Here is a 14087-nt window from a genome sequence, read left to right on the forward strand (position 1 = left end):
GAGAGGAACCGCCGGGAATCCTTCACGCGGGGCTCCGGCCACCGGATCGGGGGTCGGGGACTGGGAGCGGCTCCCGGCGTGCTTACCGCGGGCCAGCCGTGCCGGAGTCGGGCACCGGGGCACCCGGCCGCTCCGAACGGCGTGGCCATGATCATCAGTGAAGCAGGGCCGTCCACCGCTTGCCAGCCCCAACCGCCACCTGTGGAAAACTCCTTGTCCCGAACCCGCACGGAACCCCACGGCGGCACCGGTGTCCACCGACATCCGTTCGGGCATGGGAACAGGGACCGAGGAACAACCGAACCCGTCACTCCAGGGGAGTGAACCCCCATCCCGGAACCGACCCTCTCCTCAGAGCTCCTGCACCACGTGCTCCTGGTCGCCGCGTTCACGGTCCTCGTCGCCGCGGCAGTGTGCATGGCCCTGGGCACCCGGTGGAACCGGCGGCACGACCGCCCGAACCGGAGCCGGCGGGAACCGGCCGCGCAGGCGCCCCCCGCGGCGGACCGGCGCCGGGTCAGGCCCTACGTCCGCTCGGGAGAGGCCGCGCCCGACCCCGAGCGGGCCCGGCTGACGGTGGCCACGGCACGTGAGCTCCTGCGCGCGTGGGAGAACCCCTGGCTTCCTTACGGGCATGTCCTGTTCGTCTCGTCGATACTCCTCAACCTCGGCCAGATGGTCCTGGGCGGGCGCGTTCCCGCCGGTGTCCTGTACGCGCTCCTGCTCCCGTTGACCGCCTTCGCGGTGTACCACCCGGTGAAACGGCGCCGGGTCCTGCCGCCGGCCCGCAGGGCGATCGAGGCCAACGAAGCGCTCGCCGCCCAGACCCCGGACCCGCCGACCCGAAGCGACCGGGGCCCGTGCGCCGGATCCGACAGGTCCGCGGCACCGGGGAAGGAGGGGTCGGGATGAGCTGGTCCGAACTGGCCGGGGCGGCCCTCAACGTGCTGCTGGCCATCGCTGCGACGGGGGTGTTCGTGTGCACGGTGGCGGACGTGGTCTGGAACCGGCGACACGGGCGTGCGCCGTTCCGCGTGGCGGGGTCCGCGAGGGGTTACGGACCCCGCCAGCACCTCGACGAACACCGACGCGAGGGGGTCGGTCCGCACATCGCGCAGCGCCGCCGGTGCGCCGAACGCCTCATCCGGCGGGGAGAGCGGGCGCGGGGCCCCAGGACCGCCCTGTTGGTGTGCCACTGGGCCGCACAGACCTACGAGGACTGGGAGAACCCCTGGGCGGCCTGGAACGCGGTGTTCCTCGCGCCGCTGTTCGCCGGGTTCCTCGCCGTGACCGACGGGCTCGCCCCGGGGGCGGCACTCGTCATCGCCGCGGGGCTCCTCCTGACGGCCCTGGCCGTGCCGGTCCACCGGGTCCACGTGCTCAGACGGAGTGCCCGGGCGATCGAGACCAACCTGGACCTGGCCGCCCGGTACGAGTCCCCCGAGGAGGAACCCCCGCCGCCCCGGAAGCGATGAGCCCCGCGGGCCTTCGGGATCGCGACCCCGAAGGCCCGGAGAAACGGCACGGCGCCGGTACCGGACGGATCACTCCGTCGGTACCGGCGCCGTGTGCGCCCGGTGGTGTCGGCCCTCGGCGGCTCAGCCCCGTGCGATCAGGCCTGGACCTGGATGTCGATGACCTTGCCGACCTCGGCCGTGACCGGGTACTCGCCGGTGAAGCCCTTGGAGGCCAGCACCCGCACCTTCCAGGCACCGTCGGCCGCGAAGAAGCGGAAGGTGCCCTCGTCCCCGGTGGCGACCTCGCCGACGAAGTCGTCGGACTCGTTCAGCAGTCGGGCGTAGGCGCCGCGCAGGGGCTGGCCGTCACGGGTCACCGTGCCCTGGATGACGGCCTGGTTGCCGGCGTCGACGTCGGCCAGGGCCACGCCGCCCTCGGGTGCTCCGCAGCTGTCGCTCACTTGGCCTCCGCCTCTCCGAGCTCGACCGGCACGCCCACCAGGGAGCCGTACTCGGTCCAGGAACCGTCGTAGTTCTTCACGTTCTCCAGCCCGATGATCTCGTGCAGGGCGAACCAGGTGTGCGAGGAGCGCTCGCCGATGCGGCAGTAGGCGATGATCTCCTTGTCGAGGTCCACCCCGGCCTCGGTGTAGAGCTCGCGCAGCTCGTCGGCGGTCTTGAAGGTGCCGTCCTCGTTGGCCGTCTTGGCCCACGGGATGTTGCGCGCGGTCGGGATGTGGCCCGGGCGCTGCGAGGTCTCCTGCGGCAGGTGCGCGGGGGCCAGCAGCTTGCCGGTGAACTCGTCGGGCGAACGGACGTCGACCAGGTCCTTGGCGCCGATGGCGTCGACGACCTCGTCGCGGAAGGCACGGATCGAGGAGTCCTGCTCCTTGGCCCGGTACTCGGTGGCGGCCCGCTCCGGGACCTCCTCGACCAGCTCGCGGGAGTCGAGCTCCCACTTCTTGCGGCCGCCGTCCAGCAGGCGGACGTTCTCGTGGCCGTAGAGCTTGAAGTACCAGTAGGCGTAGGCGGCGAACCAGTTGTTGTTGCCGCCGTACAGGATGACCTGGTCGTCGTTGCCGATGCCCTTGGCGGACAGCAGCTTCTCGAAGCCGGTCCGGTCGACGAAGTCCCGGCGGACCGGGTCCTGGAGGTCCGTCTTCCAGTCGATCTTGACGGCGCCGGGGATGTGGCCCTTGTCGTAGGCGGACGTGTCCTCGTCCACCTCGACCAGAACGACGTTGGCGTCGTCCAGGTGAGCCTCCACCCAGTCGGCGTCCACAAGGACGTCGGAGCGGCTCATGGGGAACCTCCTGTGTTTGAAGTGCGGTGTCGCGTGTGCGGTCGGTGCGTCGCGTTCCGGGAGGCGGTGCCCGGAACAGGGGTTTCATGCGGCTTCCCCGGGAGGGGACGGTAACCGTCCGGTTACCGTTCGCCTCCGGCGCGGGGCCGGGCGGCGAGGGGAAGCACTACGCGTTGGGAAGGGCGGTCGCGGCGGCGATCCGTTCGGGCACGTGACGGGGTGTCCTCGGCGGTCTTCGGGGCGCGGACATCCAGGAGAGCCGTCCGTTGGAGGTCGGAGGACTGTTCGTCGGAGTCAGTGTCCCGGAGCCGTCGTCGGTCATCCGGTCGTGTGCTCGGAGAGGGTCCGGTCGCACGGCAGCGAGCGAGGGCTCGAAGGGCCCGTCCGCCCTAGGGACACGGACAGAGCGCGGCGGCGACGCGGCAGAGGTCCACCGCACGTCGCTTCGTCAGATACGCGCTCGTCAAGGAAGTCACGTCCCAGACGCTACAGGCCGGACCGCACTCTTGTCACTGGTGGCCTGGATCACAAGACGGCGGTTTCACTCCGTGAGACGGCGAAACCGGTGCCACGGGCCCGGGCGGAGGCCCCGGCGGAGGTTCGCTCCGGTCCGCCGGCCCGCCGGTCAGAGCACCGCTTCGCCGAGCGCCGCGATCACGTCGGCCTTGCGGGGTTGGCCCTGGGCGCGGCGGACGACCCGGCCGGAGGCGTCGAGCACGAACACCGTGGGGGTCCCGAGGATCTCCAGGCTCCGCACCAGGTCGAGCCTGGACTCGGCGTCGATCTCGACGTGCGCCACACCCCCGACCATGTCCGCCACCTCTCCCAGGACACGGCGGGTGGCCCGGCAGGGCTGGCAGAAGGCACTGGAGACCTGCACGAGGGTGGCCCTCGTGCCCAGCTCGGCGCCGAGCACGTCGGCGCCGAGCCGTTCGGCGTCCGGTCCCATCAGGCGGCCTCGGAACCCATCAGGGGGACGTCGTCGCCGGTACCGGTGACCTTGAGGCCGCTGGAGGTCGCCTCCATGTCCGTGACGGTCAGCCCGAAGGGCAGGTTCGGCACCTGGGCGCTGAAGGTCAGCATGCCCGCGACCGCGCCGCTGACGTCGATGGGGGCGTCGCCCACCTGGATGTCGACCGGGGTGACGGAGAGGTTGTCGCCGTCGACGGTGAACTCGCCGCCCGCGGAGACCGGGGCGCTGATGCCCAGCTCGGGGATGGCCAGCTCCCCGCTGATCCGGGGCTCGCCGTCCTGGGTGCTGATGGTCATGCCCTCGGGCAGGTGCGGGTCGAAGTAGGCGTAGGGGACCACGAAGGAGCCGTCGACACGGCCCGCGGTCACCGTGGGCTGGTCCATGAGGTCGCTCAGCGGCGCCTCGACGTCGGAGGCGGTCGCGTCGACCCTCTCGACCGTCACACCGCTCATGGTCGCGCTGGCCGCCCGGATGTTGACCTCGGTGTAGGTCCCGCCGAGCACCTGCGGGAGGAAGGCCCAGCCCTCGATGGACACGTCCGGTTCCTCGGACATCTCCATCTGCTGGGCCAGGCGCTCGGCCAGGGTGTTCTGCGCGAGGGAACGCGCCCCGACATCAGCCGCCACCACCAGCACGGCGAGAAGGATCAGGAGGACGACAAGAAATTTACGCATCGGAATCCCAGCACACTTTCTTTCGCTCCGGCGCGCCTGTCGGCTGGGTCATCCGGCCGGTCTCGGTCACACGCCAACGGCACCCGACGGGTGCCGGTCATGAAAAACCCGTAGGGAAGGTTACTTCACCCTGGATGGGACGCAGGTTGCCCGGAACCGGTTGCGTCCGCGGGGCGGGCCCCGGCGGTGGCGGAGGAGGCCCCGGCCCGCACCGGGGGTTCGTGCGCCACGGAACCGCTGCTCAGCGGGGCATCAGCATGGCGGCGAGGCCGTCGTTGGCTGCGGCGCCGGAGAGGGAGAGCTCGATCACGTTGGTGGCCACCACGTGCCTGGAGAGCAGGCGGGTGAACTCCATGGTGTGCGGCTGCCGCTCGTGCTCCTCCTGGGCGAGCTCGTCCCGGTAGATCGCGTACACGATGCGCTGGAGGGGCGCGCTCGGCACGGTGTGCGCGGCGAACAGCAGGGTGTCCGGCTCACGCTTGGCGACCTCCGCGACGACGGCGTTGGCGAGCTGGTCGAACCCGTCCCCCTGCCCCTCGCCGAGCGTGTAGATCGTGATGACGCCGCGCAGCTTGGCGGGCGGAGCCGTGGGCGCGTCACCGTAGAGGTCGTCGTAGGGGTCGGCGTTGCGGCGCTTGCGGCGCACGGGCTGCTCCTGGGGTTCGTCGTCGAGTTCGTCGTCGTACTCGTCGTCGTAGTCGTCGTCGTAGTCGTCATCGTCGTAGGGGTCGCGACGCGGCCTGGCCGCCAACGCCCCGGCGCCCCAGAGGGAGGAGACCGCGCCGAGCATCAGCAGCGGGCCGAAGGCGCCCAGACCCGCGCGGCCGACCACGACGGAGAGGAGCACGGTGAGGACGAGCAGACCCAGCACCGCCAGGTCGTTCGTGCCCGGACCACGGGTACCGCGCCGCAGGACGGCGACGAACACGAGGACGAGGAGGAGGGCGGCGAAGCCCTGCGCACCGTTCACCAGCGCGCGGGGGATCAGGTCGTAGTGCTCGCCCAACGGCGGGAAGGCGGCGTCGAACCGGCCGCTGATGCGGTCGACGCTCAGCACCACGAGGGGGACGATGGTCAGGGCGCTCATGAACAGGCGCACGGTGAAGCGGCCGTTCGGTGAACGGACGGCGTACTCGAAGGCGCCCCAGGCCACGAAGAGCGGACCTATCAGGCTGACACCGATGTGCAGCAGCCGGAAGGTCAGTTCCCCGAAGTCGAACAGCACACCGATCACCGCGGCGCTGAGTCCGACGGTGACGCCCAGGGCGGCGACCAGCCAAGCGATCGCGGCGACACTGGGGCGGCGCTGGGCATACGCGGTCAGCGCGGCGGTGGCGCTCCAGCCCACCAACGCGCTTATGAATGTCAGTCCTACCGTGACCATCTCGACAATGATGCTGCACGCCGACGGGTGGATATGCACAGCGTGCACTTTTGGCGGGACGGTCTCAGGGAAGATCCCGCAGAGTGGAGGCCAAACCCGGGTTCGACACTGTGATCTTCCTCACCCGTCTTGACGCTGCTGTACAGCGACCCCACCGGACCCGCGGGTGGCCGTAGGCTCGCAGTACGCGGGGAGCGCCACCCCGGACACCGGAGGGCCGCCTCCCCCACCCAAGCCAGGAGAGAACCGTGTCACACGACGCCGTTTCCCCGAAACCGGTCGGCCCCGGAGCCGCTTTCTTCGACGTGGACAACACACTGATGCGCGGCGCTTCGATCTACCACTTCGCCCGCGGCCTGGCCTCCCGCGACCTGTTCACCACCCGTGACCTGATGCGGTTCGCATGGGGGCAGACGGTGTTCCGCGTGACCGGCAGCGAACAGCCCGAGCACATCAACGCCGCGCGTGAGGCGGCACTGGCCTTCGTGGCCGGGCACGACGTGGACGACCTGGTCAACCTGTGCGAGGAGATCTACGACGACACCATGGCCAGCCGGATCTGGGAGGGCACCCGCGCGCTCGTGCAGGGACACCTGGACGCCGGACGGCCGGTGTGGCTGGTGACCGCCACACCGGTGGAACTGGCGGAGATCATCCGCCGGAAACTGGGGCTCACCGGCGCGCTGGGGACCGAGGCGGAGAGCATCGACGGGGTGTACACGGGGCGGCTCAACGGCGACCTGCTGCACGGCCCGGCCAAGGCCGTGGCGGTGCGCGCGCTGGCCCGGAAGGAGGGGTGGGACCTGGAGGCCTGCTCGGCCTACAGCGACTCCTCGAACGACCTCCCGCTGCTCTCCCAGGTCGGCGACCCGCACGCGGTCAACCCGGACGGGGACCTGCGCCGGTACGCGCGCGCCCACGAGTGGCCGGTCCACGACTTCCGCAGGCACCGGGCAGCGCTGAAGGTGGCCCTTCCCGCCGCCGTGGCGGGCGCCGTCGCCGGGGCCGTGGCCATGCGCGCGGTCAGACACCGCAGAGCCCTCAGCACGCACTGAACGGGCGCCGATCAGCGACGCCGACGGAAACACCGGCGAGGAGGCTCGCGGCCCCCTGTGCACCCGGGAGGCGCGGCCTAGCGGCCGAGGGTGGCGCGGGCGAGGGCGAAGACGTGGGCCGGGCGCAGGCCGGCGCCGCGGGAAGAGCCGCCGCGGCTGTGCGCGTAGGCCTCGAACGCCTCGGCCGAACTGTAGGAGGGCGCCCAGTCCAGGGCGCTGTACAGCGGTGCCGGGTCCAGCCTGGAGGCGGTCAGGCCGACGCCCGCCGCACGGGCGGCGCTGGAGCTGGCGTAGTCGATCCGGCCGTGCTTGGCCACACCGCGCAGCACCCTGAGGCCGCGTGCCGGGACCGGCAGCCGCTGGCCGCCGATACGGCGCAGGCAGCGCGAGAGCGGGACGGAGTCGGCCGCTGAGACGTCGAAGGAGCCGGTCCGGTCACTGAGCGCCATCCGCACCAGCGCCTCGGCACCGTCGTCCTCGTGCAGGAACTGCACGCGCGGGTCGCGGCCCATGACGGTGGGCACGACCCGGGAGTCCATGTACCGGGTGAGGGGGGTGTCCACGGACGGTCCGATGAGGTTGGCGAACCTGAGAACGGCCACGGACAGGTCCGGTCGGCGGCGTTGGAGGCCCTGGGTGTGCCGTTCGACCTCGGCCGCGTCGTCGGCGTCCAGGGTGGCGCTGGAGCGCACCACCAGGCGCCGGACCGTGGAGGAGCGCTGGGCGGCCCCCAGAACCCTCATGGTGCCCAGGAGGTCGTCCTCCCGGTTGGGGCCCTTCAGGGTGTCCAGGCCCAGATGCAGGACCAGTTCGGCGCCGGACTCGGCGACGATCCGGTCCAGACTGCCGTCATGCAGGTCGACGTGCTGGTACTCGACACCCGTGGTCCCGCTCGGCGGCGGGGCGGAGTCCGCGCCGATCACCCGGTGCACACCGGGCTCCTTGCCCAGGGTCTGGGCGACCCCGGCGGCGAGGGGGCTGGACACCCCGGTGACGAGTACGACACGAGCCATGGCGACACGTTCCTTGGAAGGAGACGGTAGTTGTCCGGTAGGCCCGCGGACCGTTCACCCGCAGGGGGTGAACCGGCTACCGCGACCCGTGAAACACAACAGTGGTTCACCCAGAAAATTCCGTTGCTCCGGCGGACGCCGGGCAGGGAAAGTGAAGTATCTCCGCGCCCGGGGCGTGCCTTGGCCCGCCCTCGCCCGCGGAGAGACGACGTACGCCGCGAACGGTCCTACTTCTTGTTGCGACGCGCGACACGCGTGCGCTTGAGCAGCTTGCGGTGCTTCTTCTTCGCCATCCGCTTACGGCGCTTCTTGATGACGGAACCCATGGGATCACCTTCTCGCTGACGAGTGAGTACGGACATGCCGAACCACCGGTGACGAACACCTGCTGGTTCGGATGCGGTTGCTGGGCTCGCTCGGGCACACGCGCGCACGACGCGGGTGGCCGGTGCGACCGGGGCGGACCCCGGGGAGGACGACGCTCGCAAGACGCACGTCTACCGCACCCGTGGCCCAAGCTTACCGCTACGGGCAACCGGAGCGGGTCACGCCCCGGGAAGCGACGGACCGTCGCCGTAGAGCGCGGCGGCCGGTTCCGCGTAACTGACGCTGACCAGCTTCTGATCAGTGAAGGTCAGCGACGTAACGCTGGCCAGGTTACATTCGCGCTGGTCGGGACGGTGCCACAGGCGCTTGCTCTCGGCCGCGCGACGGGCCGTCCAGATCGGCAGCTGGTGGCTGACGCACACGGCCTCACGGCCCCAGGCAGCCCGGCGGACGGCCTTGATGACCTCGACCATTCGGCTGACGATCTCCTGATAGGGCTCGCCCCAGGACGGTTTGAAGGGGTTGTAGAGCCGCCTCAGGACCCGGGGGTCGCGCGCGGACCTCGCGGACAACGCCATCCCCTCGAACTTGTTGTCCGACTCGATCAGCCGGTCGTCCAGGGTCACCGGAAGGTCGAACGCCTTCTGGAGCGGAACAGCGGTCTCCTGGGTGCGGTCCAGCGGCGAGGAGAACAGGGCCGCGATGTCGTGCCCCTCGAACCAGTCGGCGGCCATCTCCGCCATCTGCTGGCCCCGGTCACTCAGGTGGTAGCCGGGGAGCCGACCGTAGAGGACCCTCTCCGGGTTGTACACCTCGCCGTGCCGGAGCAGGTGAACGACGGTGGTCGTGGTCATCGTGACAGCTTTCTGGCTGGAGTCCGGGCTTTCTCTCGGGGCTCGGGCATCGGATCAGCCCCGGTCCTGGGCACGCGCCGCGGCCCGCGCGGCCGCGGGCAGAGCCGCGACCACCCTGTCGACGGCGGCGTCGTCGTGCGCCGAGGAGAAGAACCAGGCCTCGAAGGCGGCGGGCGGCAGGTAGACGCCCTGTTCGAGCATGGCGTGGAAGAACGCGGCGAACACCTCGGTGTCCGTGGTGCGGGCGCTGTCGAAGTCGGTCGCCTCCCGGTCGGTGAAGAAGACCGTGAACAGGTTGCCGCCGCCCTGGAGGCGGTGGGTCACGCCCTCGGCGCTGAGCGCCTTGGCGACCTCGTCCTGTACCCGGACGGAGACCTGGTCGATGTGCGCGTAGACCTCGGGGGTGGCGCCGCGCAGGGTAGCCAGACCGGCCGCCGTGGCCAACGGGTTCCCGGACAGGGTGCCCGCCTGGTAGACGGGTCCGTCCGGGGCGAGGCGGTCCATGACCTCGGCGCGGCCGCCGAAGGCCGCGGCGGGCAGCCCGCCGCCCATGACCTTGCCGAAGGTCATGAGGTCGGGGGCGACGCCCTCCAGGCCGTACCAGCCGGAGGCGCTGACCCGGAAACCGGTGAGGACCTCGTCGAGGATCAGCAGGGCGCCGTTGGCGTGCGCGATCTCCTTGAGCCGGGCGTTGAACCCGGCCTTGGGCGGGACGACGCCCATGTTCGCGGGGCAGGCCTCCGCGATGACGCAGGCGATGTCGTCGCCGTGCTCGGCGAAGGCGCGCTCGACGGCCTCGGTGTCGTTGTAGGGCAGCACCAGGGTGTCGGCCGCGCTGGCCCCGGTGACGCCCGGGGAGTCCGGCAGGGCGAACGTGGCCAGGCCGGAGCCGGCGGCGGCCAGGAGCGCGTCGACGTGGCCGTGGTAGTTGCCGGCGAACTTGACGATCTTGCTCCGCCCGGTGAACCCGCGGGCGAGGCGGATCGCGGACATGGTGGCCTCGGTCCCGGAGTTGACCAGGCGGACCTTCTCCACGGGGGTGCGCTCGACGATCAGCTCGGCGAGTTCGACCTCGCCGGGGGTCGGAGCGCCGTAGGAGGTCCCCGCCGCGACGGCACCGTGCAGGGCCTCCACCACGGAGGGCTCCGCGTGGCCGAGGATGAGCGGCCCCCAGGAGCAGACGAGGTCGACGTACTGTCGGCCCTCGGAGTCCGTGAGGTAGGGTCCCTCGCCCTTGACGAAGAACGGCGGGGTGCCGCCGACGGCCCCGAACGCGCGCACGGGCGAGTTCACCCCGCCCGGAACGACGGCGGACGCCCGCTGGAAGAGCTCTGCTGAAGTCTGTTGAGTACCCACCTCACCAGTGTGTCAGCTGTCCCCGCCACCGTGACCGTGACCCGCCCCGCACCGGCTCTGACCACCGCGCACGGCCTCGGACAGCATCTCAGCCACACAGCAGAACGCGTACGAGCCTGTGGACCTCTGTGCTGGGGTCCGAACCGGGCGAAAGACGTTCGGCTCGTTCGAGGGCGTCCTGGAGTCCGTGCGCGAAATCATCGAACCGGGTGCTTCCCTTTCTCCAATTCGGCAGGAGGGACTTCAGCGTCTTCTCGGCCTTGGCTCCGCTCATGAGAGCAGCACGTTGGTCAGTGAGGTGCAGGAGGAGCCATGCCTCGAAGGTAGGAGTGGTGGGTGCTGTCCGAACACCGTCTCGGCGAGCCTCCTCGCAGAGCACGGCGACGTCGTCCCCGTCAGTGTCGAAGACTGCCCAGACTTCGGTGTAGCTGCTCCGTTCTGCTTCTTTGGCCGAACGGAGCACCCGCTCTCGCTGCGGGTGCTTCGCCTGACGGACGTGCACAGCATGGATCTGGACACCGGGGTGCTTGCGCATTGAGTCGAAATAGCGCTTCTCGGTTTCGCCCTCGCAGACAACCAGGTAGATCCTGCGGCTTCGCTGTTCAGCGGGCTTTCTGCGCGCCAGATCACTCTGTCGTTTGGCACGTTTGCTCACCTAGGCACACCTTCCGGACCGAAGGTTCCCGCTTCGACGCCCCTTGGCTAAGGGCGTCTCGAAGAGTGGACTCATCGATGTCCGGGACCCCGCCATAGCGCCCCACCAGATACCGTCGGGCACGGTTGTCCTCGCCTCTCGGTCTGAAGTCGCTGAGAGGGTAGAGAGTGGTTCGTCCGTACGCTTCCTTCTCCACGAACCAGACATGATCTCGCAGGAGGACTCGCTCTCCCCGAATCTGTCCAAGCAGCGCGGCGTCATGACTGGTGAAGATGAGTTGCGCGCCGTGAGGGTTCCTCGTCACGTCCCGGAAAAGAGCGATCACCTGCGCGGAGAGGTGCGGGTGCAGGCTGGCGTCGATCTCGTCGACGACCAGAACGCCGCCAGCCTCAAGAACACTCTGGACCTCATAACCCAGCGCGGTGAGCGTACGGGTGCCCTGGGACTCTTCCTCCCAGGTGAAGGGGCGCACAGAGAGACCACCGTGGTGGAAGAGGAGCTCAGGGGGCCTTCCACTCGTCTGTGCGATCACTGCTGAGACAGCCGAAAGCCGTGAGAAATCACGGTCGCCACGCGCGACTCTCCTCGTTTCCTCCCTACGAAGATCCTCCCACTCCCCTGGTGGCACCACTCGCCCGTCCACGGCAAATGTCACCCCTTCAACGTTCCCTGGCGACGTCTTCAGCACGACGGAGTGGACGCCGGTGTCAGCTGAGCGCAGAAGCTCACTGAGACGTACCAACTGTTCCTGGGTCACCTGTCGCTCGGTCAACCACGCGGGAGGTCCCGAACTCCTCTCGGAGGCGAAGAACAACTCCTCGGAGAACCACCGGTACACCGGCTCCACCTCCTCGTTGGAGGCGCGTGCGGCGACCGTCAGAAAGAGGACGTTGGGGCCGGTGATGTCCTTGGCCCGGCGCAGCTTGGCGGGGGTGCTGTCACCGAACTCGAATTCCTCGCCGTCGCGCTCGAAGAGGACGCGCTTACGACGTTTCGGGTAGGTATACAGCCACTCCTCGAGCACCTGTTCGTCGTCGATGGCGAAGCCGTAGGTGTGACGAACCCCGGAGAGCATCAGGTCGACGACGAAGACGGAGGGGTCGGCAGCGGCTTCGGCGTCGAGCGCGAAGGGCTCCCGACGGATACCGCCTCCGGGTTCTCCGTGGTTCATGGACCAGCGCACGGTGTCCCGCATGAAGGAGAGCGCGTTGAGCAGGTTGGACTTTCCCGAAGCGTTGGCGCCGAAGATACCCGCGACGGTGATGGCCTCCCAGTCAGCGGACTCGGGGCGGGCGTCGTCATAGGTAGGGGTGAGGAGGAGCTGCTGTTCTTCACGGATGGACTTGTGGTTCTCCACGCGGAAACTCAGCAACATAGCGGATTTCTCCCCTCATCAAGGGTGGCCCAGCCGCTCTTCGCGCGGGAAAACCACACACCCTCAGAGTGCCACAGGCCAATGGCCTCAAACCCGTGGCATACACACGTGCCCCGCCTTCGCAGCGGGGCACGCTCCCGGGGGTCAGGCGCTGCTGTGGGCCTTCTCGCGGATCTGTTCGATCTCGGGACCGGGGCCGGGGGCCGCCCGGGCGCGGAGCAGGGGGCGGAGGCGGTCGTTCTCGGCGAGCCGGTCGACGAGGAAGGTCATCGGCCGGGCTGCCAGAAGGCAGACCAGGGTGGCGACGGCGGCGCCGACCAGGAGGCCGACGGTGACGTCATGCGGGTAGTGGACGCCGACGAGGACCCGGGAGAAAGCCTCCAGGGCGGCGAAGAGGACCGCGGCCACGGCGAAGCGGCGCCAGGCGATGATGACGGCGGCGGCCGCGGCTCCGGCGACGGCGGCGTGGTTGCTGGGGAAGGACCAGTCGCCGACGGGGTCGCAGGTGGCGATGGTGTTCAGGTCGGTCATGGCCTGGCAGGGGCGCAACTGCTGGAAGAACGACTTGACCGTCACGCTGGCGAAGTAGGCGATGACGGTGGCGACCGGGGCCAGGAGTGCCAGACCGACCAGGCGGGAACCGGCGGATCGGGCACGCCACCAGGCCATGAGGAAGAGGAACGCGAAGACGCCGAGGAACAGGTCGGTGCCCCACTGGGCGGCGGTCCGCGCCCAGGGGTCGAGTCCGTCGGCGAACTCGATCACCGCACGTGACCAGGCGGCGCTGGTGGCGAAGATCTCGGAGACCATCTCTCTCCATTGGGGTCGTACGGGGAGAAGGGTCGCTCGGGCAGCAGGGGGAGGGCCGGGCGACGCCCCGGTGACGGGACTCCCACGAATGAATGACGGGAAGGTCCTCATCCTGTCATCTGCCCGAGTCCGAAAGGGACGCGAAAGCGCGATCCCGACCGAAGAGACGGGGACCATCGACCAAAGAGACACGCGGCCCCGCTCGGAAGGCATCGTTCTACCAACAAGTAACTTTGGCCTGGTCCACCCGTTCCCTCCGCAGGGCCCCCGGGCCCTCCTCACAGACCGGAGCTGTCATGGCCACGAACTTCACCACGGCGGACCTGATCGACGACCACGGCGACACCCTGCGCAGCTGCTCCACGCAGTTCCGGCAGTACGGAGGGCGCGAAGTGTTCTCCGGGCCGATCCGCACCGTCCGCTGCCACGAGGACAACGGGCTGGTCAAGCAGCTCCTCAACTCCCCCGGCGAGGGCGCCGTCCTGGTCGTGGACGGCAACGGGTCCCCGCGCAGCGCGTTGATGGGGGACATGATCGCCGAGGCCGCCGTGCGCAACGGCTGGGCCGGGGTGGTCATCAACGGCGCGGTCCGCGACACCGTCGCCCTGGGACGGCTGGAACTCGGGGTGAAGGCCCTCGGTTCCAACCCCCGCAAGTCCCTCAAGGACGGCGCCGGCCGCCAGGACGTCCCGGTCACCTTCGGCGACGTCACCTTCGTCCCGGGCGAGTGGCTCTACAGCGACCACGACGGCGTCGTCGTCAACGCCTCGAGGCTCTAGTCCGTCCGCGTTTCGCGGACAACGGGACCCGCGGCCGACGTACAGCCGGACGCGACGTAGCAGCACAGCGAC

General features: G+C 69.9%; 17 protein-coding genes. 4 read left to right on the forward strand and 13 right to left on the reverse strand.

Translation table 11 applies throughout. From position 1 onward, the window contains the following. The first annotated feature begins 369 nt into the window (after positions 1-369). Positions 370-912 (forward strand): hypothetical protein, encoded by a 543-nt coding sequence (locus tag IE195_RS23365; protein WP_191275298.1) that lies wholly within the window; start codon positions 370-372, stop codon positions 910-912. Further along, positions 909-1475, forward strand: coding sequence for an ABC transporter permease (locus IE195_RS23370; RefSeq protein ID WP_191275300.1), 567 nt, complete (start codon positions 909-911; stop codon positions 1473-1475). Before IE195_RS23365 ends, IE195_RS23370 begins: the two co-directional genes overlap by 4 nt. 137 nt (positions 1476-1612) lie before the next feature. Here IE195_RS23370 and IE195_RS23375 read toward each other — a convergent pair whose 3' ends face one another. From IE195_RS23375 to IE195_RS23395, 6 genes are all read right to left on the reverse strand, one after another. After that, positions 1613-1918 (reverse strand): DUF1416 domain-containing protein, encoded by a 306-nt coding sequence (locus IE195_RS23375; protein WP_191275302.1) that lies wholly within the window; start codon positions 1916-1918, stop codon positions 1613-1615. Further along, entirely contained in the window at positions 1915-2760 is an 846-nt protein-coding gene (locus tag IE195_RS23380; protein WP_191275304.1) for a sulfurtransferase, read from the reverse strand. The genes IE195_RS23375 and IE195_RS23380 overlap by 4 nt, the downstream gene beginning before the upstream one ends. 389 nt (positions 2761-3149) lie before the next feature. Next, a complete protein-coding gene (locus tag IE195_RS26735; RefSeq protein ID WP_373295679.1) occupies positions 3150-3236 on the reverse strand; it encodes a putative leader peptide in 87 nt (28 codons plus the stop codon). A 149-nt stretch (positions 3237-3385) separates the two neighbouring features. Beyond that, the gene (locus IE195_RS23385; RefSeq protein ID WP_191275305.1) at positions 3386-3709 is read right to left on the reverse strand and encodes a TlpA family protein disulfide reductase; all 324 of its coding nucleotides are present in this window, start codon (positions 3707-3709) and stop codon (positions 3386-3388) included. Continuing rightward, positions 3709-4407 (reverse strand): LmeA family phospholipid-binding protein, encoded by a 699-nt coding sequence (locus tag IE195_RS23390; RefSeq protein ID WP_191275306.1) that lies wholly within the window; start codon positions 4405-4407, stop codon positions 3709-3711. Before IE195_RS23390 ends, IE195_RS23385 begins: the two co-directional genes overlap by 1 nt. Positions 4408-4648: 241 nt before the next feature. Continuing rightward, positions 4649-5791: a putative quinol monooxygenase gene (locus IE195_RS23395; protein WP_191275307.1), complete on the reverse strand. Its 1143-nt coding sequence runs from the start codon at positions 5789-5791 to the stop codon at positions 4649-4651. Between the two features lie 248 nt (positions 5792-6039). Here IE195_RS23395 and IE195_RS23400 point away from each other — a divergent pair, with 248 nt between their 5' ends. After that, on the forward strand, positions 6040-6846 hold the full coding sequence (locus tag IE195_RS23400; protein WP_191275309.1) for an HAD family hydrolase: 807 nt from the start codon (positions 6040-6042) through the stop codon (positions 6844-6846). Positions 6847-6923: 77 nt separating this feature from the next. On the opposite strand, the gene IE195_RS23405 is transcribed toward IE195_RS23400, so the two are convergent. The 7 genes from IE195_RS23405 to IE195_RS23435 all read right to left on the reverse strand — a co-directional run bounded on the left by IE195_RS23405 (position 6924) and on the right by IE195_RS23435 (position 13236). Then, a complete protein-coding gene (locus tag IE195_RS23405) occupies positions 6924-7859 on the reverse strand; it encodes an NAD-dependent epimerase/dehydratase family protein (RefSeq protein ID WP_191275311.1) in 936 nt (311 codons plus the stop codon). A 227-nt stretch (positions 7860-8086) separates the two neighbouring features. After that, on the reverse strand, positions 8087-8185 hold the full coding sequence (locus tag IE195_RS23410) for a 30S ribosomal protein bS22 (protein WP_013155353.1): 99 nt from the start codon (positions 8183-8185) through the stop codon (positions 8087-8089). A 219-nt stretch (positions 8186-8404) separates the two neighbouring features. After that, positions 8405-9040, reverse strand: a complete 636-nt coding sequence (locus tag IE195_RS23415) for a histidine phosphatase family protein (RefSeq protein ID WP_191275313.1) — start codon at positions 9038-9040, stop codon at positions 8405-8407. Between the two features lie 54 nt (positions 9041-9094). Continuing rightward, positions 9095-10396: a glutamate-1-semialdehyde 2,1-aminomutase gene (gene hemL, locus IE195_RS23420; protein WP_191275315.1), complete on the reverse strand. Its 1302-nt coding sequence runs from the start codon at positions 10394-10396 to the stop codon at positions 9095-9097. 88 nt (positions 10397-10484) lie between these two features. After that, entirely contained in the window at positions 10485-11051 is a 567-nt protein-coding gene (locus IE195_RS23425; protein WP_191275317.1) for an RloB family protein, read from the reverse strand. Next, a complete protein-coding gene (locus tag IE195_RS23430) occupies positions 11023-12426 on the reverse strand; it encodes an AAA family ATPase (RefSeq protein WP_191275319.1) in 1404 nt (467 codons plus the stop codon). Before IE195_RS23430 ends, IE195_RS23425 begins: the two co-directional genes overlap by 29 nt. Before the next feature lie 144 nt (positions 12427-12570). After that, positions 12571-13236, reverse strand: coding sequence for a phosphatase PAP2 family protein (locus tag IE195_RS23435; protein WP_191275321.1), 666 nt, complete (start codon positions 13234-13236; stop codon positions 12571-12573). Between the two features lie 296 nt (positions 13237-13532). On the opposite strand from IE195_RS23435, the gene rraA reads away from it, so the two are divergent. After that, the gene (gene rraA, locus IE195_RS23440) at positions 13533-14015 is read left to right on the forward strand and encodes a ribonuclease E activity regulator RraA (protein ID WP_191275323.1); all 483 of its coding nucleotides are present in this window, start codon (positions 13533-13535) and stop codon (positions 14013-14015) included. Positions 14016-14087: the final 72 nt, after the last annotated feature.

Source organism: Nocardiopsis terrae (assembly GCF_014651695.1).
GTDB lineage: Bacteria > Actinomycetota > Actinomycetes > Streptosporangiales > Streptosporangiaceae > Nocardiopsis > Nocardiopsis terrae.

Bases quoted from the DNA above. Each gene is read 5' to 3' on its own strand.
- IE195_RS23370 (WP_191275300.1), top strand. From the start codon at position 909: ATGAGCTGGTCCGAACTGGCCGGGGCGGCCCTCAACGTGCTGCTGGCC.
- IE195_RS23380 (WP_191275304.1), bottom strand. From the start codon at position 2,760: ATGAGCCGCTCCGACGTCCTTGTGGACGCCGACTGGGTGGAGGCTCAC.
- IE195_RS23385 (WP_191275305.1), bottom strand. From the start codon at position 3,709: ATGGGACCGGACGCCGAACGGCTCGGCGCCGACGTGCTCGGCGCCGAG.
- IE195_RS23390 (WP_191275306.1), bottom strand. From the start codon at position 4,407: ATGCGTAAATTTCTTGTCGTCCTCCTGATCCTTCTCGCCGTGCTGGTG.
- IE195_RS23395 (WP_191275307.1), bottom strand. From the start codon at position 5,791: ATGGTCACGGTAGGACTGACATTCATAAGCGCGTTGGTGGGCTGGAGC.
- IE195_RS23405 (WP_191275311.1), bottom strand. From the start codon at position 7,859: ATGGCTCGTGTCGTACTCGTCACCGGGGTGTCCAGCCCCCTCGCCGCC.
- IE195_RS23410 (WP_013155353.1), bottom strand. From the start codon at position 8,185: ATGGGTTCCGTCATCAAGAAGCGCCGTAAGCGGATGGCGAAGAAGAAG.
- IE195_RS23415 (WP_191275313.1), bottom strand. From the start codon at position 9,040: ATGACCACGACCACCGTCGTTCACCTGCTCCGGCACGGCGAGGTGTAC.
- IE195_RS23430 (WP_191275319.1), bottom strand. From the start codon at position 12,426: ATGTTGCTGAGTTTCCGCGTGGAGAACCACAAGTCCATCCGTGAAGAA.
- IE195_RS23435 (WP_191275321.1), bottom strand. From the start codon at position 13,236: ATGGTCTCCGAGATCTTCGCCACCAGCGCCGCCTGGTCACGTGCGGTG.
- rraA (WP_191275323.1), top strand. From the start codon at position 13,533: ATGGCCACGAACTTCACCACGGCGGACCTGATCGACGACCACGGCGAC.